Source organism: Serratia entomophila (assembly GCF_021462285.1).
GTDB classification, from domain to species: domain Bacteria; phylum Pseudomonadota; class Gammaproteobacteria; order Enterobacterales; family Enterobacteriaceae; genus Serratia; species Serratia entomophila.
This window is the reverse complement of record NZ_CP082787.1, coordinates 2,958,728-2,977,066: the sequence shown is the minus strand read 5'-3', so window position 1 is coordinate 2,977,066 and position 18,339 is coordinate 2,958,728. Positions and strand designations below refer to the sequence as shown.

Below are 18,339 nucleotides of genomic sequence, written 5' to 3'. Positions count from 1 at the left end.
GTCCTTCAAAGGCGGCGTGAGCGCCGGGTTAGGAATAAAAACTCTGCGCCAGCGAGCCGAGCAGCAGCTGCCAGCCATCGACCAGCACGAACAGCATCAGTTTGAACGGCAGCGAGATGGTCGCCGGCGGCACCATCATCATCCCCAGCGCCATCAGTACGCTGGCCACCACCAGATCGATAATCAGGAAAGGAATAAACACCGTGAAGCCAATCTGGAAGGCGGTCTTCAGCTCGCTGGTGACGTACGCGGGCAGCAGGATGCGCATCGGCACCGCTTCCGGGCCGGCCAGCGGCGGCTGATTGGCCAGCTTGGCGTACAGCGCCAGGTCGGTTTCACGCGTTTGGCGCAGCATAAACTCGCGCAATGGCTGCGAACCTTTGTCCAGCGCCATGTCCAGGCCGATCTTGTCCTGGCTGAACGGTAAATAGGCATCCTGATAGACCTTGTCGAACACCGGCGACATGATGAAAAACGTCAGGAACAGCGCCAGGCCGAGCATCACCTGATTCGGCGGTGCGGAAGGCGTGCCGAGGGCGTTGCGCAGCAGGCCGAGCACGATGATGATGCGCGTGAAGCTGGTCATCATCAACAGCATGGCCGGCAGGAAGCTGAGCGAGGTCAGCAGCACCAGCGTCTGTACCGGCAACGACCAGCTTTGGCCGCCGTTAGCCAACGGCTGGCTGATCAAGCCGGGCAACTGCGCCAACGCCGCCGGGCTGAACAACAGCAGGGCGGCGGGGAGCCAAACCGCCGGATGGCGGGCAAGGGGACGTCGATTAGGGATCATGCCGATTTTTCCGGGCGTTTCAGAACTTTTTGCAGCAGCTGACGGAAGTCCGCCGGCGCCGCCGTTGCGGCCGCATCCACGCCCTGCGGCGGTGCGGCCAGGGTATGCAGTGGGGTTATCTGTTGGGCGGTCACCCCCAACACCAGCCAGGTGTTATCCACTTCGACCACCACCACGCGTTCACGTTGGCCAACCTGGCAACTGGCGCGCAGGTTGAGCAGCTTGCCGTTGCGCGCCTGCGGGGCGAACCCCAGCCGGCGAAACAACCAGCCGGCCAGCAGGATCAGCAGCAGAATGCCGCCGAGCGCGCTGCTGACCTGCATCAGAACCGAACCGGCCGGCAGGGCCGGCGCGGCGGGTTGCTGGGTAACCTGAGTTGTGACGGGCGCGCCGGTGGTCATCAGCGGCTCAGGCGGCGCATGCGTTCGGAAGGGGTAATGATGTCGGTAATGCGCACGCCGAATTTATCGGCCACCACTACCACCTCACCCTGGGCGATCAGATAGCCGTTGATCAGGATATCCAGCGGTTCGCCGGCCAGCCCGTCCAACGCCACCACCGAACCTTGCGACAGGCGCAGCAGCTCTTTGATGGTCATCTTGGTGCGCCCCAGTTCCACGGTCAGCTTGACCGGGATATCCAGGATCAGATCGATATCCTGCAGGCTGCCGAGCGCATCCTGAGCTTCCAGCGACTTGAACACCCCTTCGGTGGTCGCGCCGGATTTCTCTGTCGACTGCTGCTCGTTAAACGCATCAGCCCACAGATCGTCTACGGATTCCTTTCCTTCGCCAGACGGTTGCTTAGGATCACTCATTGGGCTGTTCCTCACTCAGAGCATTCAAAATAGGGTTAATCAAATGTTCGACACGCAGGGCGTACTGCCCGTTTAACGTGCCGTATTGGCTGGTCAGCACCGGGACGCCGTCCACATGGGCGATCAGGCGCTCCGGTTTGTCTATCGGCAATACGTCGCCCGGCTGCAGCTTCAGGATCTTCGACAGCCGCATCGGGATATCGACGAAGTTGGCGATCAGTTCCAGCTCGGAATGCTGCACCTGCTTCACCAGCGTTTCGCGCCAGTGGCTGTCTTCCTGCCGGGAGTTTTCCAGCGGCGGGTTGGTCAGCAATTCGCGCAGCGGTTCGATCATGGCGAACGGAATGCAGATGTTGAACTCGCCGGTCAGCGCGCCAATCTCCACCTGGAACGGCGTGGTGACCACGATGTCGTTCGGCGAGGTGGTGATGTTGGTGAACTTCACCTGCATCTCGGCACGCACGTATTCCACGCTGATCTTGTAAATGGCGCTCCAGGCGTCGCCGTAGGCGTCCAGCGCCAGGCGCAGCATGCGTTTGATCACCCGCTGTTCGGTGGGGGTGAACTCGCGGCCTTCGACCTTGGTCGGGAAGCGGCCGTCGCCGCCGAACAGGTTATCGACGGCGATAAACACCAGGCTGGGCGCGAACACGAACAGCGCGGTGCCGCGCAGCGGGTTCAGGTGCACCAGGTTCAGGTTGGTCGGTACCGGCAGGTTGCGGGCAAACTCGTGGTACGGCTGGATCTTGATCGGGCCGACGGTGATGTCCGGGCTGCGGCGCAGCAGGTTGAATAACCCCATGCGGAACTGCCGGGCAAAACGTTCGTTGATGATTTCCAGTGCGTGCAGCCGTTCGCGCACCACGCGGCGCTGGGTGGTCGGATCGTAAGGCTTGACCTCGCTCTCGTTGCCGACCACCGCTTCGGGTTCGTCACCCGCGCTGTCGCCGTTGAGCAAGGCGTCGATCTCTGCCTGTGAAAGTATGCTGTCGCCCATAGTGATTACCGCAGTATGAAGGCGGTGAACAGCACGTCGCTGACCACCTGCTTCGGTTGTCCTTTAACCAGCGGCGGGCTGAGCACGTCCTTGATCTGCGCCACCAGCTGCTGTTTTCCCTGTTCACTGCCCAGCTGGCCCGCCTCCTGGCGAGAGAGCAGCATGAGCAAACGGCTGCGCACCTCCGGCAGAAAGTCGTTCAGCTGGCGGCGGGTATTTTCGTCCGGCAGACGCAGCGTCAGGCCGATATACAGCACGCGGTCGGGGTTGTTGTCCGGGTTCACCAGATTGACGGTGAAGGTGTCCAGCGGCATAAACACCGGTGCGGCCGGCGGCTGTACCTTGGCGGCGGCCGGCTGAGCGCCGTCTTTTTGCTGCTTCAACAGCCACCCGCTGTAACCCGCTGCGCCGCAGGCGACGGCGGCGATCAACGCCAGCAGGATGACCAGAGGGGAGCGTTTCGGTGCTGCCGGAAGGGTATTCTGAGACATAGCCAAATCAAATTCCTGTTGTTATACCCGTCGCCTATTTGTAAGTCCCCGGGAGCATAGGTAATTATGTGACTGGGGCGCGCAAATGCAGCCAACAAAGATGCAGCTTCAAGTATGACGGGTAGAGGTATTATCGCGTCTATCGCCGTGTGCAATAGCCTGAATAGACGCGCAAATGCGTGCCAGCTTGGGCGTTTGCGGCGGCTCAGGCGAAAATATCAACGCCGTTGGCGGCGCCGGCCATGCGCTGCAGCGCCGCCGGCGCGCTGACCGCCTCGACCGCGCTATTGGCATCGCCATGACGCTCGGCGTAGCTCGCATGCCCCTGGCCGTCGGCGGCCTGTTGCTGCCCCTGCTGCCAGTGTGGCGTGGATTCGCCGCCGACGCTGCTTTGCCCCAGGTTGATGCCGCTCTCGGCCAGCGCGTGGCGCAGCTGCGGCATCGCCGCTTCCACCGCCGCGCGCACCTGACCATGGGCGGAAGCGATGTGCAGCTGCGCCTGCTGGTCATCCAGCTTCAGGGTTATCTGCAGCGCGCCAAGCTCCTGGGGATGCAGCCGCAGCTCGGCGCTCTGCTGGCCGTTGCGGTGGAACATCAGCACCTGCTGGTTCAACGCCTGCTGCCACTCTGGGCTGCCCAACGGTGCGCTCAGCTGCGGCGCCGGCGGGGCGGTCACCAGCGTGCCTGCGGGCGCGGGAGCCTGTACCGGGCCAGAGACCGGCGGCGCCATGGCGTGATTAAGCGGCGGCGATGGCGGGTTGTCCGCGCCCGGTTTCAGCTGCGCGGCGGCCGGTTGCTCGCTGGCTGGTTGCGCCTGGGGCGCAGGCGCGTTGCCGTTGGCCGCGTTCAGCGTCGGTTTGTCTGAGGGGATGGCGCCCGGTTGCGAATCGGCTGTGCGGCCGACGCGCTTTTCTGCCGCCGGCGAAGCGGCGGTCAGCAGGCTGCCCGGCGTCAGGGCGGCTTCGTCATCCGGCTCCGTCGCCGCCGGCTGGCTGGCCGCGATCGGCGGCTGAGCGGCCACGGCCGCCGGCAACATGGCGAACAGCGCCTGCAGGGTGGCGGCATCCAGTTCGCCGTCGGCTGCGGTTGCAGGCCGCGCCGGTTGTTCCGCATCCGATTGCCGCTCGTCGGTTGGCGCGTTGACGGCCCGATCGCCGAACGGCAGCGCGGTGGCCGGCAGCCCGTCGTGCTCGCCGAATGCCGCCAACAGCGAGTTGAGCCGGCTGCGGCTAAGCCCCGGCGCCTGCGGGGCGTCGGCGCTCAGCGCCGCAGCCGGCAGTTTGCCGCCGGCGGTGGGCATAAAGCGTGCGCCGAGCAACTGGGCGAAGGCGGATGGCAGCGATGATTCATCCAGCGGCAGGTCGGGCAGGCCGCCGGCTTCGCCGGGAGTGGGCAGACCTGGCAGAGCGTTCAGATTCATGGGTTAGTGTTCCTTTGTGCACTGCGTTGAGCGAACTCATCCATCAGTTTTTGATCCCGTTTGTTCTCCCGCTGCTGTTCCGCGCTCAGGGCGCGGCTATGCAGGGTTTCGAAAGCGTTCAGCCGTTGCTGCTTGTCTTGCCAATGCCTGACCGCATGATCGACCTTCTGGCTCCACTGCAGCAGCTGTTGCCGGTGCTGATCGATAGCCTGTTCCAGGGTGCCGATAAACTGCTGGTAGTTTTGCCAGCGGGAACTTTCCATGCCGCCCGACAGGGTATGATTCAGCTTCTGGCGGTATTCGTCCTGGTAGTTGAGCAGCATCGACAGCTGCCGTTCCGCCGCCTGCTGGGCCTGGCGCACCTGGCCCAGCCGTTGCGCGGCCTGTTCCACCGCGTCCTGCGCCAAATCGCGCAGGGTGATCAGGGGTGACTGTGATTTCATCGCTCTCGGCCTCGGGTGACGTTATACAATCAACTGCTGCAGCTGTTGGCAGGCTTCGTCGTAGCCGCTGCGCTCAAAAATACCCTGCTGCAGGTAAGCTTCCATTTGCGGATAGAGCGTCATCGCCTTGTCCAGCAGCGGATCGCTGCCCGCGGCGTAGGCGCCGACGCTGATCAGATCGCGGTTGCGTTGGTAGCTGGCCAGCATCTGCTTGAAATTGCGCACCCGGCGATAGTGCTCTTCGTCGATCAGCGAGGTCATGGCGCGGCTGATGGAGGCCTCGATGTCGATCGCCGGATAATGGCCGGCCTCCGCCAAGCGGCGCGACAGCACCACGTGCCCGTCGAGTATGGCGCGCGCCGAGTCGGCGATCGGATCCTGCTGGTCGTCTCCTTCGGTCAACACGGTATAAAAGGCGGTGATCGAACCGCCGCCGCTGATGCCGTTGCCGGCGCGCTCGACCAACGCCGGCAGTTTGGCGAAGACCGAAGGCGGGTAGCCTTTGGTGGCCGGCGGCTCGCCGATCGCCAGGGCGATTTCGCGCTGCGCCATGGCGTAGCGGGTGAGTGAATCCATGATCAGCAGGACGTGCTGGCCGCGATCGCGGAAATCTTCGGCGATGCGCGTGGCGTAGGCGGCGCCCTGCATGCGCAGCAATGGCGAAACGTCCGCCGGGGCGGCGATCACCACCGAACGCGCCCGGCCCTCGGCGCCGAGAATGTTCTCGATGAAGTCCTTGACCTCGCGCCCGCGCTCGCCGATCAGGCCAACGACGATCACGTCGGCCTGGGTATAGCGCGCCATCATGCCGAGCAGCACGCTTTTACCCACTCCGGAGCCGGCGAACAGGCCCATGCGCTGGCCGCGGCCGACGGTCAGCAGGCCGTTGATGGTGCGCACCCCGACGTCCAGCACCTTTTCGATCGGCGTACGCTGCAGCGGGTTGAACGGCGCGGTGATCAGCGGCGCGCGGTAGCCGGTGTCCGGCGAGGGCAGGCCGTCGAGCGGTTTGGCGCTGCCGTCCAATACCCGGCCCAGCAGCGCCGGGCCGAGCGGCAGCTGTTTGCCGGCGCTTTGGCCTTCCGGCGCGACGCGGGCATAAACCCGTGCGCCCGGCACTATGCCTTCCACTTCCTCCAGCGGCATCAGGAACAGCCGCTGGCCGTTGAAGCCGACCACTTCGCTTTCCACCTCCTGCACCTCACCGGCGTCGTGGCGCTCGATCAGGCAGGTGGCGCCGAGCGGCAGTTGCAGGCCGGTCGCCTCCAGCACCAGGCCGGTGGCGCGTGTCAGCCGGCCGTAGCGGCGCACCGTCGGCGCGCGGGCGATGCGTTTTTCCAGCGAGTCCAGAGAGCTCAGCCAGCGGCCGAGACGTGCGGTCATTACACTTCCCCCGGAGCGGCCAGGCGGCACAGCTCATGCCAGCGCGTCGCCAGGCTGGCGTCGAGATCGCCTTCCTCTGCGCTGACCTTGCAGCCGCCGGGATGCAGCTTGCCGTCCGCCAACAGCCGCCAGCCGTGCAGGCTGAGGGTGACCCCCAGCTGCTGCTCGACCCGCTGATAGTCGTCCGGGTGGACGCGCAGCTGCGGCTTGCCGTTGAACATCGGTTCTTGTTGAATCAGCTGCTGGATTTGGCCGAGCAGGGCGGTGCCGTCGCACACCGGCGGCTGTCCCAGCACCTGCCTGGCGGCGGTCAGCGCCAGCTGCATCAGGCGGGAGGCGATCACGCTGTCCAGCGCGTCCAGCGTATGCTGAAATTCGGTCACCAACTGCTGCCAATGCGCGGTCAGCGGCTGTTGCTGCTGCTGCGCTTCCAGCAACCCTTGCTGGCGGCCTTCCTCCAGCCCGGATTGGAAACCGGCTTCATAGCCTTTCTGCTGGCCTTCGGCGTAACCGAGCTGCTGGCCCTGCTGTTCGGCCTGCAGGCGCAGCATCGCCAGCTGTTGCTGTTGCGCTGCCTGCGCGTCCAGCGGCGCCGCGACGTTTTCGCTTTCGCTTGCCGCCGTGGGCAGCGGCGGCGTTTCAGGCAGCGGTTTTGGCTCGTTCAGATCGTTCAGCGACCAGGGCTGCCAGGGCAGGGCGTTAATGCTGTCAGACATAGGTGTCCTCGCCGCCGCCAATGATCATTTCGCCGCTCTCGGCCAGGCGACGCACTACCAGCAGAATGGCTTTCTGCTCGTTTTCCACCTGCGACATGCGCACCGGCCCGCGGTTGGCCAGATCGTCGCGCAGAATATCGGCGGCGCGTTGCGACATGTTCTTGAGGAACTTCTCGCGCAGCGGCTGTTCGGCGCCTTTCAGGGCAATCAGCAGAGACTCGCCTTCCACTTCCTGCAACAGGCGCTGGATGCTGCGATCGTCGACTTCCACCAGGTTTTCGAACAGGAACATCTCGTCGATGATCTTCTGCGCCAGTTCGCCGTCGTATTCGCGCATGGCGTCGATAACCGCTTCTTCCTGCTGGGTTTTCATCAGGTTGATGATCTCGGCTGCGGTGCGCACCCCGCCCATTTTGCTGCGTTTGAGGTTCTGGCCGTCGAGCAGGTTGTTCAGCACTTCGGTCAGCTCCGCCAGCGCCGCCGGCTGCACGCCGCCGAAGGTGGCGATACGCAGCATCACGTCGTTGCGCAGGCGTTCGTCGAACAGCGCCAGGATATCCGCCGCCTGGCCGCGCTTCAGATGCACCAGGATAGTGGCGATGATCTGCGGGTGTTCGTCGCGGATCAGGTCCGCAGCGCTCTGCGGCTCCATAAAGTTGAGCGTTTCCATACCGGTGGTGGTTTCGCGCGATTCGAGGATGTCCTCCAGCAGGCTGGCGGCGCGCTCTTCGCCCAATGCCTTGACCAGCACCGAGCGCAGGTAGTCGCTGGCGTTAACGCTCAGCGCCGCATACTGTTCGGCGTCGTCTTCGAACTCGCCGAGGATTTCGCTCAGCTGCTTGTGCGACACCTGGCTCATGCTGGCCATGGTGCCGCTCAGCTGCTGTACTTCGCGCGAGGAGAGGTGCTTGAACACCTCCGCCGCACGGTCTTCACCCAGCGTCATCAGCAAAATGGCGCTCTTTTCGGTTCCGGTCAGGCTCATATCTCGTTACTCATCCATTGGCGGATTACCAGAGCGACCACGCGCGGGTCCTTATCAGCCAGATCGCGGATCCGCTGGCTCTGGACTTCTGCGCTGACGCGCTGCTGCGACTTACGGCGCTGCGCCAGCTCCTCATTGCTCGGTTTGCCGCCGTCGAGCGGCTTGGCGGCAGGCGCATTGGCGGCGGCGATGGCGGCTTGCTGCGCCGCCTGGCGGTTTTGCAACTGCGGCCGCACCAGTTTGCGCCACAGCAGCCAGGCCACCAGCAACACCAGCAGGTAACGGCCGGCGTCGAGCAGGCGATCGATAAACGACTGGGTCTGCCAGAACGGCAGTTCGCCGCCGCTGATTTCGGCATCGGTAAACGGCGTGTTGGTGACGTTAAGGGTGTCGCCGCGGCTGCTGGAGTAACCCATCGCCTCGCGCACCAGCGATTCGATCTGCGCCAGCCGCTCTTTGCTCATCGGCTGCGGTTTGCCGTCTTTGTCGACGCCGCGATCGTTGACCACCACCGCCACCGACAGGCGCTGCACGGCGCCGGCCTTCTGCTGGGTATGGCGGATGGTGCGATCGACCTCATAGTTGGTGGTTTCGTCGCGCCGGGTGTTTTGCGGCCCGCGATTGGCGGAATTGCCGCCGGCATTGGCGGCGTTCGGCTGGGCGGCATTATTGCCGGCGGCGTTAGGCTTGGCGGTTTCTATCGGCGCGGTGGCCGGCGCGTTTGGCTGATTGGACAGCGCGCCCGGCACGCCGCCGACCTGCGGCCCGCCAATCTGCTCGCTCAGGCTGGTTTGCTGAGAACGCACGGCGGCCTTGTTCGGCTGTTGATTGGGTTGGTACTCTTCGTCGGTTTGCTCGCGGGTGGCGAAATCGATCTGCGCGGTAACCTGAGCGCGCACGTTGTTGCTGCCGAGCATCGGCGCCAGAATAGCCTCAATGCGGCGCTGGAAGCGGCTTTCCACTTCGCTGGCGTATTTCAGCTGGGCGGCGTTGAGATCGCGCCCGGCGCCGTCGGACTGGGTCAGCAGGCGGCCGGCCTGATCGACCACCGTCACGTTGCCCGGCGGCAGGCCGGCGACGCTGCTTGAGACCATATAGACGATGGCGTTGATCTGGCCGTCATCCAGCGCGCGGCCCGGTTGCAGCGTCAGCGTCACCGAGGCGGAAGGGGATTTCTGCTCGCGCACGAACAGCGAAGGTTTGGGCAGCGCCAGGTGCACGCGGGCGTTCTGCACCGGGCCCAGCGACTCGATGGTGCGCGACAGTTCGCCTTCCAGCGCGCGCTGATAGTTGATCTGTTCGCTGAACTGGCTGATGCCGAATTTTTCCTGATCCAGCAGTTCGAAGCCGACGGCGCCGCCTTTCGGCAACCCCTGCTGGGCCAGGCGCAGGCGGGTTTCATGCACCTTTTCCGCCGGGATCAGCAGCGCCGCGCCATTTTCGGCGAAGCGGTAAGGGATGTTCATCTGCGTCAATTGGGTGACGATGGCGCCACCGTCACGATCGTTCAGATTGCTGTACAACACGCGGTAGTCAGGACTTTTCACCCATAACAGCAGCGCGACCACGATGGCGATCGCGGCGGAGGCGGCGACCAGCAAAGGAATTTTCGGGTTGGCGCGCAGGCGGTTCCACATAGCCTGCAGGCCGTTGTCGCGGCTTTCGCCGGCGGTGATTGAGGCACTCATTTTAGGCTCTGTCCTTCAATGGCGCTCAGGATCCGGTGCGGGCCGCTGCGCAGCTCCCTGCCAGGCTGATGAACGGTATGGTTAGCGTTGTGTGACAAAACAGACTCCCTGATACACATATCTTCTAAATAGCGGCGCTCCCATTTCTGGGCATGCCATTATTTGCCCTCGGCGGCGATTTTGATGGGCCGATAAGCCGGGTTTTTTGCAGGCAATTAACCGCTTTAGCAAAAAATCGCTGTGGTAGGCTGTGCAGCATCGGAGAAATATCGGGTGAAATAGCGCCCATTGGCAGCGTAAGGCAGAGATCAGAATGGCAATTCAGGGGATTGAAGGGGTGCTGCAGCAGCTGCAGGCGGCGGCGATTCAGGCTGGGCGGATGGGGCAAGAACCGACGGCGCCGGGCGTCAGTTTCGCCAGTGAGCTGAAGGCGGCAATCGGCAAAATCAGCGATACCCAACAGGCGGCGCGCAAACAGGCGCAGGAGTTCGAACTGGGCGCACCGGGCATTAGCCTCAACGATGTGATGGTCGATCTGCAAAAATCGTCGGTATCGCTGCAGCTGGGCGTGCAGGTGCGCAACAAGCTGGTGGCGGCGTATCAGGACATCATGAATATGCCGGTGTGAGTGGGCGTCGTGTAAAAAACCAGTTGGTGAAAAAAAGCCAGCAATGAATTGCTGGCTCAAGATGCGATAAATACTGATGTAATGCAGGAGCGCCAATGGACGAGCATTGGTTCTTTAAATGATTATTGTTATAATATAACAATTAAGCCGCTTCTTGTTTTGCCGCCTCGTTATATTTCCACTCACCTCAGCCCGGTAATTCCGAATAAGCAGCCGCAGGCCGATCGTTCGAGCTGCCGTTTAGCGATAGCACCGCCGTCTCGTTGAGGGAAAGCGCCGCAATCAATTGAACAGAGCGATAAACAGAACGCTGTCATGTGCATTAGCCCCTTGCTCGCCGTTTTATTATCAACTTTGTTGATAAGGTTATAGTTTGGGGCAGGGTAATGAGCAAGAGCGAATCCAGATGGCGGATTTTCAGCATTTTCATACTGATTGTTTTAGCCGTATTAATAAGTATTTTAATTAATATTGATTGAAATACTGCCGGGCCGCCTGAGTGGCCCCGGTATTTTATTTAGCTTTATGATGCTGATTAATTAGCATTCTCATCTGAGGCACCGGTTTGATTTTCATGGCGCGTTGCTTGATTTTTGCCTGATGAAACCCTTTCAGCTGAACGACGGCCAACGCCGCCCAAATTAAAAGGGCGTCCTTCCGGCTTAGGTTTCCCCCGCGTCCATCAGCCCAAATCCCTGAGAGTAGATCGCGCCTGGCTCCATAATGCGCTGGTGCCCGCGTATGGCGGTGGGGGCGAAGCCAAAGCGTTTACGAAAACGTTCGGCAAACCGTGAGGCGCTCTCATAGCCGACGTGCTGGGCGATAGCCGAAATAGGCCAATCGGTGGATTGCAGCAGCGCCAGCGCGCTGCCCATGCGTACGTCGATCATCAGATTGCGCAACGCGGTATTTTCCATCGACAGCTTGCGCCGCAGCACCACTTCGCTCATCGACAAACTTTCGGCAACCTTGGCGGCGGTCCAGATGCTGTGCGGGTCGGTCGCCAGGCAGCGCCGCACGCGCTGGGTCAGATCCCGGGCTTCGTTGTGAATGAAACGAATGCCGTACTGCCCCAGCCACAGCAGGATTTCCAGCATTTTGTGGCGCACGATGATCGCCGGGAATCGCTGCTTCAGCGCCAGCGCCAGGCTGGTAGTTTCGAAGCTGTGCATCAACGCGCAGGGCAGGTTGCGCAGCGCCAGCACCGCGTCGAACGGCGGAGCCGGCGGCGCGGCTTCCGGGGGCGGTTGGGCGGCGAGCAGCAGCGGATCGCAGGTCAGCAGCTGGCAGCTGAACACGCCTTCTTCCGAAGGGCCATTGATAATATCCACGGTTTGGCCACCGTCGATAATCAACAGCTCGCCGGCATGAGCCACCACTTCACGCTGTTGCCAACGCACACGCTTATGACCTTGCTGTACCAGATACAGATGAGGTTGCTCAAAATAAACTGAGGGGAATAATAATTCAGTATGCTGAATGATATGCGCCGAAGCGCCAATTCCAGGACAGAGATTAATCGTACGTTCCATCGATATTCATTTCGCAGCCATTATCTGAGAATATCTTTACGCTTTGATCGGCGTTGGAGCAACATTTTTCCATGCGCTGTGAAACACAACGGCGTGTTTTATCTATCAAAAATCAATTTCCTGCTGAACAGAAAACGTCCGTGTCGGTGCGATATTTATCCGTCAAAGTTTGAGCCGTGCCCGGGGCGTACATTTTGCCAATTACCCATAAGCTGAATAATTCAAATGCCATAGGTTAATATCCTGGCTTAACCGGAGAATAATAGTACAAACTGCTATCTATGTCGCCGTGGCCGTTATTGCCGCGATCTCATCTGACTTGCGGTTCCCCTAACAACAGGGCGCGATCGTGAAACTGGCCATAGGCATTGTTGACCACATTTTGCCGCGTCGATTGGCCGATCAGCTCTTTCAGTTCGTCCATGCGCTGTTGCAGCAGGCGTTTCAGTTCGGTTTCGTTGTCCAGGATCTGCTGCAGCTTGTTACGCAACATTTCCTGCAGCGCCATGGAGGGGCCGCTCAGGCCGGTAAAGGCGGCGGTTTTTTCTACCGCCGTGACGTAGGTGAGCTCCTGTTCAACCAGCTCGTCCCAACGGCCGGTCTGCGCCAGCGCGATCATCTGGCTGCTGAGGGTATAAATTTGTTGATAAGCGGCTAACAGCTGCTGTTGACGTTCCATTACACGGCGTCCTGAGAGGGTTGATAATTGGGGCCAATCTGGCGCCAGGCGTCAGCGATGTTCTCCAGCAGCTTCACCACTTCGGCGATCGCCGCTTCGTCGTTATGCAGGTTGGCCTGCATCAGCCGACGCTTCATGTAGTCATACAAGGCCGCCAGATTGTCGGCCATTTCGCCGCCCTGTTGATGGTCGAGGCCGCTTTTCAGACCGTTGTCGATGATATTGATGGCTTTTGACAGGGCTAACCCTTTGCCGGCGATATCGCCCTGGTTCATCAGGATGCGTGCGCGAAGCAGGGCGCTGAGCGCCCCGTCGAACAACATCACGATTAACTGGTGCGGGCTGGCGCTCATCGCGCCGCTTTCCAGACTGACCTGTGCATAGGCCTGAGTGCCGCTACGGTTATACATGCTGTTTCTTACCTGGTTAAAAAGTGGTTATTTAAACTGTTGACTCAAATAGTTACTGGTGCCGTTCATTTTCGACATCATGGTGTCCAGCTGTACGAACTGCAGCTTATAGCGATCGATGGTGTTTTGAATGCTGGCGGTTACCGTCGTTATCTGGCTGTTCAGGCGATCGAGGTTGGTATTGATGCTCTTGGTCGAGTTCTCGATGATGCCGCCGGCCTTGATATAGCTTTGGATCTCGTTGTGGATCTCGGTCGCCATGCCGGTGTCTTTGCCGTTGCCGACGAAGAAATTGCTGACCTGGTCCGGTTTTTCGTCCAGCGCTTTCTTCAGCTTGGCGCTGTCGATCTCCAGCTTGCCGGTCTTGGTGTTGGTGGAAATGCCGAGGTTGCCCAGGCCTTTCAGCTCCGGGTTGTCCTGTGCGGCGCTGAGGGCACTTTTAATCGACGACTGGACGCCGCGCAGGGTGTTGTCGCCCAGCAGCGGACCGTTGCTGGCGTTTTGCGCTTCGCCGCTTTTCACCGGGGTGTACTTGGTCAGAGAGTTGAAGGTGTCCAGCAGCGAGTTATAGCTGTCGACCCACTCTTTGATCTTGTCGGCGGTGCCGGCGTCGTTGCGGCTGATCACCAGGTTCTGCGGTTCGCCATCTTTGGTTTTGGTTTTCAGATCGATGGTCACGCCCTGCAGCGCGTCGTTGATCGAGTTGGTGCTGCGCTTGATGGCCGTGCCGTTCACCACCAGCTCCGCGTCCTGCGGTTTTACCGTTTCTTTCATGGCGGTGGCGCCGCGGGCGGAATTGTAGTTCAGGATATCGCCCAGCTTGTCGTCGTTATTGACCTGGAGGGCAACCTTGTTGTTTTCGCCGGTGGTGGAGGAGCTGACCGCCAGCTGATAATCGTTGTCGCCTACGCGCATGATGCTGGCGGTCACCCCGGCCTTGGCGCCGTTGATGGCGTCGCGCAGCTCAACCAGCGAGGTTTGGTCGTCGCTGAGCGGGATCTTGGTCTCTTTCGGCGGGTTGCCGGCGGTGATCGTCAGCGAGCGATCGGTTGCGCCCTCGGTGCCCAATTTAGCCGTCTGATCGCCGATTGGCGCTTGGGTGGTCAGGGTTTGGGCCTGCGCCAGCTTGGTCACTTCCACCACGTAGTTGCCCGGTACCGCCTTGGCGTTGGTGGTGATTTTGAAGGCGTCGTGTTCGGTGGCGCTGGTGCCTTTGAAGAAGTCCTCTTTCGCCATCTCTTTGCTGAGGTTATCGAATTTTTCCAGCGAACCTTTCAGCGTGCCGTAGGCGGTGATCTGAGCGTTGTAGCTCGACTGTTTGGTGGTGTAAGGGGTCAGACGCTGCTGCTCCGCTTTGGTCAGCTTGTCCAGCAGGCCGTTGAGGTCGAGCCCTGAGCCGAGGCCTAAAGAACTGATCGTTGCCATGGTAATTCTCCTTGATAATGACTTTATTCGCTTTACGCGTTATCGGCCCAGTGACGAAAAAGTTTACCGAAAAAATAAAAAGGCGATGGCGCAATAGAGGAGGGAAAAACCGCGTTATTTACCCTATTGCCGAAGGTGCGAAAAAAAATAAAAATTTTCTAAAGGTTACTGGGGGAGGGCCGATACCTGAGGGGACGGTGGTTGACGCCGTGGGCAAATAGGCCCGAACCTTTTAATCCTGTTGCGAAGAACGCAACTGACTCGTAAGGAATGCATACAATGGCACAAGTAATTAATACCAACAGCCTGTCTCTGATGGCGCAGAACAACCTGAACAAATCTCAGTCTTCTCTGGGCACTGCGATTGAGCGTCTGTCTTCCGGTCTGCGTATCAACAGCGCTAAAGACGACGCTGCGGGTCAGGCGATCTCCAACCGTTTCACCGCGAACATCAAGGGCCTGACTCAGGCTTCCCGTAACGCCAACGACGGTATCTCTCTGGCGCAGACCACCGAAGGCGCACTGAACGAAGTTAACGACAACCTGCAGAACATCCGTCGTCTGACCGTACAGGCGCAGAACGGCTCCAACTCCAACAGCGACCTGAAATCCATCCAGGACGAAATCACCCAGCGTCTGTCTGAAATCAACCGCATCTCCGAGCAGACCGACTTCAACGGCGTGAAAGTGCTGAGCAGCGACCAGAAACTGACCATCCAGGTTGGCGCCAACGACGGCGAAACCATCGATATCGACCTGAAAAAAATCGATGCCAAGCAGCTGGGCCTGGACACCTTCAACGTGACCGACAAAGGTCCTTCAGTTGGCGCTGCAATCGCCGATGGTACCGTGATTAAAGATGACAAAGGCGCCGATGTTGCTTACGACGCTGCCAAATCCGGCCTGGATGCCACCAAAGGCGAAGCGCTGGTGTCTGGTAAAGATAAAGACGGTAAAGCCGTAAACTACGTGCAGACCACCGCTGCAGACGGCACCAAAACCTACAAGGCCGCAACCGTCGCCGCTGACGGTAAAGTGACCGCCGGTGCTGCCGTGACCATCAAAAACCCGCTGGACACCCTGGACAAAGCGCTGTCTCAGGTTGACGGTCTGCGTTCTTCCCTGGGTGCGGTACAGAACCGTTTCGATTCTGTTATCAACAACCTGAACAGCACCGTTAACAACCTGTCCGCTTCTCAGTCACGTATTCAGGATGCTGACTACGCGACCGAAGTGTCCAACATGAGCCGTGCCAACATCCTGCAACAGGCCGGCACCTCTGTTCTGGCACAGGCTAACCAGTCAACCCAGAACGTGCTGTCCCTGCTGCGTTAATCGTCTCTCCCGATTAACTGTCGCAAAAGAACCCCGCTTCGGCGGGGTTTTTTTATGGTCGCGCGCCAGGCGGCGAGCACATGGCGCAAATAGAGGCCGTTTTGTGCGACTGTTCAGCCGATTGGCATTTTACCCCCTGCGGATAATAGCCCTGACTCTCTTATCCGCAGGTGTTAGACATAGTGAGCTTTCTGTATACCGCCGAAGGCGTGATGGACAAAAATTCTCTCTGGCTGCGCTACGTGCCGTTAGTGCGCCACGAGGCGCTGCGCCTGCAGGTCAGGTTGCCCGCCAGCGTGGAGCTTGACGATCTGCTGCAGGCGGGGGGAATCGGGCTGTTGAACGCCGTTGAGCGTTACGACGCCCTGCAGGGAACCGCCTTTACCACCTATGCGGTGCAGCGCATTCGCGGCGCGATGCTCGACGAACTGCGCAGCCGCGACTGGGTGCCGCGCAGCGTGCGGCGTCATGCCCGTGAGGTGGCGCAGGTGATGCGGCAGTTGGAACAGCAATACGGCCGCCCCGCCAGCGAAGCGGAGGTGGCGCAGACGCTTGATATTTCACTGGATGAGTATCGTCAAATTCTGTTGGACACCAATAACAGCCAGCTTTTCTCCTATGACGAATGGCGCGAAGAGCATGGCGAAAGCGCGGAACCCTTGTTGGAAGGGCATGAAGAAGCCAACCCGCTGCACCATCTGCTGGAAGGCAGCCTGCGCCAACGGGTGATCGATGCCATCGAAGGGTTGCCGGAGCGCGAGAAAATGGTGCTGACGCTGTATTACCAGGAAGAGTTGAACCTGAAGGAGATCGGCGCCGTGCTGGACGTGGGCGAGTCCCGCGTCAGCCAGCTGCACAGCCAGGCGATCAAACGGCTGCGCTCCCGCCTGGCGAACGACACCTGACGGCGGCCCAACCGCTTTCCCTTCAACCTGAACACCATTGCGACTATCGGATTGCCCTATGCCAGGAATATTGTTGAAGAAACGGCCCCTGAGCCGTTATTTGAAAGACTACAAGCACAGCCAGACCCATTGCTCTCAGTGCGGCAAGCAGCTGGACCGCATGGCGTTGGTTTTTCGCGGCAAAATTATCAATAAAGAAGCCATTGCACGCATGGATCAGCCGATCGACGATCACGTCTGGCTCAACGTGCAGCAAGAGCTGACCGCGCTGTGCCGCTTTTGCAGCGAGATTTCCTGCAACAGCCACCCCAGCTATTTCGACATTGTGGCCTTCAAGCAGTACCTGTTTGAACAGACCGAAATGAGCCACAGCACCATCCGCGAGTATGTGGTGCGCCTGCGCCGGTTGGACGAAATGCTGGTGGCGCGCAACTATCCGGCCGACGAGTTCGCCAACAGCGCCAGCCATCAGCGCATCATCGAGGATCTGCCTTCCGCTGCGCATAACAACTATCGCATCGCGCTGCGCAAATACGATCAGTATCTCGCCTGGCAGCGCAGCTACTGAGCCGCATCCCCGGCGGGCCGGCCGGGGATACCCGCACCTGAGCATCATCGATAAAGGGTGATTATTCAGTTCACTTCTGCTAAATCTATCCGCCAGATGTTGATACTTGATTCCCTGGGGGAAGTAGTGAACCTGCAACAGCAACTGGCGCAATTCCCGCGCCTGGATTTTGTCGGCTCTGCCACACCGCTCGAAAAACTGTCCCGCCTTTCCGATTATCTGGGCCGTGAAATATACATCAAACGTGACGACGTCACGCCAATCGCGATGGGCGGCAACAAACTGAGAAAACTCGAGTTTTTGGCTGCAGATGCGTTGCGCCAAGGAGCCGACACGCTGGTAACCGCCGGCGCTATTCAGTCTAACCATGTGCGCCAGACGGCGGCGGTGGCGGCCAAGCTGGGCCTGCACTGCGTCGCGTTGCTGGAAAACCCGATCGATACCCGCGAAGAAAACTATCTGACCAACGGCAACCGCCTGTTGCTGGGGTTGTTCAATGCCGAAGTGGTGATGTGCGAAGCGTTGCACGATCCGCAACAGCAGTTGGCCGAACTGGCGACGCGCCTGGAAGCGCAGGGCTTTCGCCCCTACGTGGTGCCGGTGGGCGGCTCCAATGCGTTGGGCGCGTTGGGCTACGTGCAGTGCTCGCTCGAAATCGCCGAACAGAGCCGCCGCAGCAACGTTGCGTTCAGTTCGGTGGTGGTCGCCTCCGGCAGCGCCGGCACCCACGCCGGGCTGGCGGTTGGCCTGCAGCAGCTGATGCCGGAGAGCGAGCTGATTGGCGTGACCGTTTCGCGCAAGGCCATTGACCAGTTGCCGAAGGTTGAACAGATCCAAAAAGCGTTGGCTTGCTCGCTGAACGTCGAACCGCTGGCGCCGATCGCGCTGTGGGACGATTACTTCGCGCCGCAGTACGGCATGCCGAACGAAGAAGGCACGGCGGCGGTGCAGCTGCTGGCGCAGCAGGAAGGGGTGTTGCTGGATCCGGTCTATACCGGCAAAGCGATGGCCGGCCTGATCGACGGCATCGCCCAACGGCGCTTCCGCGACGATGGCCCCATCCTGTTTATTCATACCGGCGGCGCGCCGGCGCTGTTCGCCTATCATCCGCAGGTGTAATCATTGTT

General features: G+C 60.5%; 20 protein-coding genes. 5 read left to right on the top strand and 15 right to left on the bottom strand.

Going from position 1 to position 18,339, the window contains the following annotated elements:
- Positions 1-28: 28 nt before the first annotated feature.
- From fliP to fliF, 11 genes are all read right to left on the bottom strand, one after another.
- Positions 29-790, bottom strand: a complete 762-nt coding sequence (fliP, locus tag KHA73_RS14485; protein ID WP_234585055.1) for a flagellar type III secretion system pore protein FliP — start codon at positions 788-790, stop codon at positions 29-31.
- Positions 787-1,191: a flagellar biosynthetic protein FliO gene (gene fliO / locus KHA73_RS14480; protein ID WP_234585052.1), complete on the bottom strand. Its 405-nt coding sequence runs from the start codon at positions 1,189-1,191 to the stop codon at positions 787-789. Before fliO ends, fliP begins: the two co-directional genes overlap by 4 nt.
- Positions 1,191-1,607 carry a flagellar motor switch protein FliN gene (gene fliN, locus KHA73_RS14475; RefSeq protein ID WP_234585051.1) on the bottom strand — a complete coding sequence of 139 codons (417 nt, stop codon included), beginning with the start codon at positions 1,605-1,607 and terminating at the stop codon, positions 1,191-1,193. Before fliN ends, fliO begins: the two co-directional genes overlap by 1 nt.
- Positions 1,600-2,604 carry a flagellar motor switch protein FliM gene (fliM, locus tag KHA73_RS14470; RefSeq protein ID WP_234585049.1) on the bottom strand — a complete coding sequence of 335 codons (1,005 nt, stop codon included), beginning with the start codon at positions 2,602-2,604 and terminating at the stop codon, positions 1,600-1,602. The genes fliN and fliM overlap by 8 nt, the downstream gene beginning before the upstream one ends.
- A gap of 5 nt (positions 2,605-2,609) precedes the next feature.
- Positions 2,610-3,095, bottom strand: a complete 486-nt coding sequence (gene fliL / locus KHA73_RS14465) for a flagellar basal body-associated protein FliL (protein ID WP_234585047.1) — start codon at positions 3,093-3,095, stop codon at positions 2,610-2,612.
- Positions 3,096-3,300: 205 nt separating this feature from the next.
- Entirely contained in the window at positions 3,301-4,515 is a 1,215-nt protein-coding gene (locus KHA73_RS14460; protein WP_234585045.1) for a flagellar hook-length control protein FliK, read from the bottom strand.
- Positions 4,512-4,958 carry a flagellar export protein FliJ gene (gene fliJ, locus KHA73_RS14455; protein ID WP_234585044.1) on the bottom strand — a complete coding sequence of 149 codons (447 nt, stop codon included), beginning with the start codon at positions 4,956-4,958 and terminating at the stop codon, positions 4,512-4,514. Before fliJ ends, KHA73_RS14460 begins: the two co-directional genes overlap by 4 nt.
- 21 nt (positions 4,959-4,979) lie before the next feature.
- Complete coding sequence (gene fliI / locus KHA73_RS14450; RefSeq protein WP_234585043.1) at positions 4,980-6,341, bottom strand: flagellar protein export ATPase FliI; 1,362 nt, start codon at positions 6,339-6,341, stop codon at positions 4,980-4,982.
- Complete coding sequence (gene fliH, locus KHA73_RS14445) at positions 6,341-7,057, bottom strand: flagellar assembly protein FliH (RefSeq protein WP_234585042.1); 717 nt, start codon at positions 7,055-7,057, stop codon at positions 6,341-6,343. The genes fliI and fliH overlap by 1 nt, the downstream gene beginning before the upstream one ends.
- Entirely contained in the window at positions 7,050-8,042 is a 993-nt protein-coding gene (gene fliG, locus KHA73_RS14440) for a flagellar motor switch protein FliG (protein WP_061794680.1), read from the bottom strand. The genes fliH and fliG overlap by 8 nt, the downstream gene beginning before the upstream one ends.
- Positions 8,039-9,730: a flagellar basal-body MS-ring/collar protein FliF gene (gene fliF, locus KHA73_RS14435; protein WP_234585041.1), complete on the bottom strand. Its 1,692-nt coding sequence runs from the start codon at positions 9,728-9,730 to the stop codon at positions 8,039-8,041. Before fliF ends, fliG begins: the two co-directional genes overlap by 4 nt.
- Before the next feature lie 313 nt (positions 9,731-10,043).
- On the opposite strand from fliF, the gene fliE reads away from it, so the two are divergent.
- Positions 10,044-10,358 (top strand): flagellar hook-basal body complex protein FliE, encoded by a 315-nt coding sequence (gene fliE, locus KHA73_RS14430; RefSeq protein WP_234585040.1) that lies wholly within the window; start codon positions 10,044-10,046, stop codon positions 10,356-10,358.
- Between the two features lie 662 nt (positions 10,359-11,020).
- Here fliE and KHA73_RS14425 read toward each other — a convergent pair.
- The 4 genes from KHA73_RS14425 to fliD all read right to left on the bottom strand — a co-directional run bounded on the left by KHA73_RS14425 (position 11,021) and on the right by fliD (position 14,404).
- A complete protein-coding gene (locus KHA73_RS14425) occupies positions 11,021-11,890 on the bottom strand; it encodes a helix-turn-helix transcriptional regulator (RefSeq protein WP_234585039.1) in 870 nt (289 codons plus the stop codon).
- Positions 11,891-12,200: 310 nt separating this feature from the next.
- Entirely contained in the window at positions 12,201-12,569 is a 369-nt protein-coding gene (gene fliT, locus KHA73_RS14420; protein WP_234585038.1) for a flagella biosynthesis regulatory protein FliT, read from the bottom strand.
- A complete protein-coding gene (gene fliS / locus KHA73_RS14415) occupies positions 12,569-12,979 on the bottom strand; it encodes a flagellar export chaperone FliS (protein ID WP_234585037.1) in 411 nt (136 codons plus the stop codon). Before fliS ends, fliT begins: the two co-directional genes overlap by 1 nt.
- 27 nt (positions 12,980-13,006) lie before the next feature.
- Positions 13,007-14,404 (bottom strand): flagellar filament capping protein FliD, encoded by a 1,398-nt coding sequence (gene fliD, locus KHA73_RS14410; protein ID WP_234585036.1) that lies wholly within the window; start codon positions 14,402-14,404, stop codon positions 13,007-13,009.
- A gap of 279 nt (positions 14,405-14,683) precedes the next feature.
- Here fliD and KHA73_RS14405 point away from each other — a divergent pair, with 279 nt between their 5' ends.
- The 4 genes from KHA73_RS14405 (at position 14,684) to KHA73_RS14390 (ending at position 18,331) form a co-directional block, all read left to right on the top strand.
- Complete coding sequence (locus KHA73_RS14405) at positions 14,684-15,739, top strand: FliC/FljB family flagellin (RefSeq protein WP_234585035.1); 1,056 nt, start codon at positions 14,684-14,686, stop codon at positions 15,737-15,739.
- A gap of 182 nt (positions 15,740-15,921) precedes the next feature.
- Positions 15,922-16,644 (top strand): RNA polymerase sigma factor FliA, encoded by a 723-nt coding sequence (locus tag KHA73_RS14400; RefSeq protein WP_234585033.1) that lies wholly within the window; start codon positions 15,922-15,924, stop codon positions 16,642-16,644.
- A gap of 58 nt (positions 16,645-16,702) precedes the next feature.
- The gene (gene fliZ, locus KHA73_RS14395; protein WP_234585032.1) at positions 16,703-17,212 is read left to right on the top strand and encodes a flagella biosynthesis regulatory protein FliZ; all 510 of its coding nucleotides are present in this window, start codon (positions 16,703-16,705) and stop codon (positions 17,210-17,212) included.
- A gap of 126 nt (positions 17,213-17,338) precedes the next feature.
- Complete coding sequence (locus KHA73_RS14390) at positions 17,339-18,331, top strand: D-cysteine desulfhydrase (RefSeq protein WP_234585031.1); 993 nt, start codon at positions 17,339-17,341, stop codon at positions 18,329-18,331.
- The last annotated feature ends 8 nt before the right edge of the window (positions 18,332-18,339 follow it).

Bases quoted from the DNA above. Each gene is read 5' to 3' on its own strand.
- fliP (WP_234585055.1), bottom strand. From the start codon at position 790: ATGATCCCTAATCGACGTCCCCTTGCCCGCCATCCGGCGGTTTGGCTC.
- fliO (WP_234585052.1), bottom strand. From the start codon at position 1,191: ATGACCACCGGCGCGCCCGTCACAACTCAGGTTACCCAGCAACCCGCC.
- fliN (WP_234585051.1), bottom strand. From the start codon at position 1,607: ATGAGTGATCCTAAGCAACCGTCTGGCGAAGGAAAGGAATCCGTAGAC.
- fliM (WP_234585049.1), bottom strand. From the start codon at position 2,604: ATGGGCGACAGCATACTTTCACAGGCAGAGATCGACGCCTTGCTCAAC.
- fliL (WP_234585047.1), bottom strand. From the start codon at position 3,095: ATGTCTCAGAATACCCTTCCGGCAGCACCGAAACGCTCCCCTCTGGTC.
- KHA73_RS14460 (WP_234585045.1), bottom strand. From the start codon at position 4,515: ATGAATCTGAACGCTCTGCCAGGTCTGCCCACTCCCGGCGAAGCCGGC.
- fliJ (WP_234585044.1), bottom strand. From the start codon at position 4,958: ATGAAATCACAGTCACCCCTGATCACCCTGCGCGATTTGGCGCAGGAC.
- fliI (WP_234585043.1), bottom strand. From the start codon at position 6,341: ATGACCGCACGTCTCGGCCGCTGGCTGAGCTCTCTGGACTCGCTGGAA.
- fliH (WP_234585042.1), bottom strand. From the start codon at position 7,057: ATGTCTGACAGCATTAACGCCCTGCCCTGGCAGCCCTGGTCGCTGAAC.
- fliG (WP_061794680.1), bottom strand. From the start codon at position 8,042: ATGAGCCTGACCGGAACCGAAAAGAGCGCCATTTTGCTGATGACGCTG.
- fliF (WP_234585041.1), bottom strand. From the start codon at position 9,730: ATGAGTGCCTCAATCACCGCCGGCGAAAGCCGCGACAACGGCCTGCAG.
- fliE (WP_234585040.1), top strand. From the start codon at position 10,044: ATGGCAATTCAGGGGATTGAAGGGGTGCTGCAGCAGCTGCAGGCGGCG.
- KHA73_RS14425 (WP_234585039.1), bottom strand. From the start codon at position 11,890: ATGGAACGTACGATTAATCTCTGTCCTGGAATTGGCGCTTCGGCGCAT.
- fliT (WP_234585038.1), bottom strand. From the start codon at position 12,569: ATGGAACGTCAACAGCAGCTGTTAGCCGCTTATCAACAAATTTATACC.
- fliS (WP_234585037.1), bottom strand. From the start codon at position 12,979: ATGTATAACCGTAGCGGCACTCAGGCCTATGCACAGGTCAGTCTGGAA.
- fliD (WP_234585036.1), bottom strand. From the start codon at position 14,404: ATGGCAACGATCAGTTCTTTAGGCCTCGGCTCAGGGCTCGACCTCAAC.
- KHA73_RS14405 (WP_234585035.1), top strand. From the start codon at position 14,684: ATGGCACAAGTAATTAATACCAACAGCCTGTCTCTGATGGCGCAGAAC.
- fliZ (WP_234585032.1), top strand. From the start codon at position 16,703: ATGCCAGGAATATTGTTGAAGAAACGGCCCCTGAGCCGTTATTTGAAA.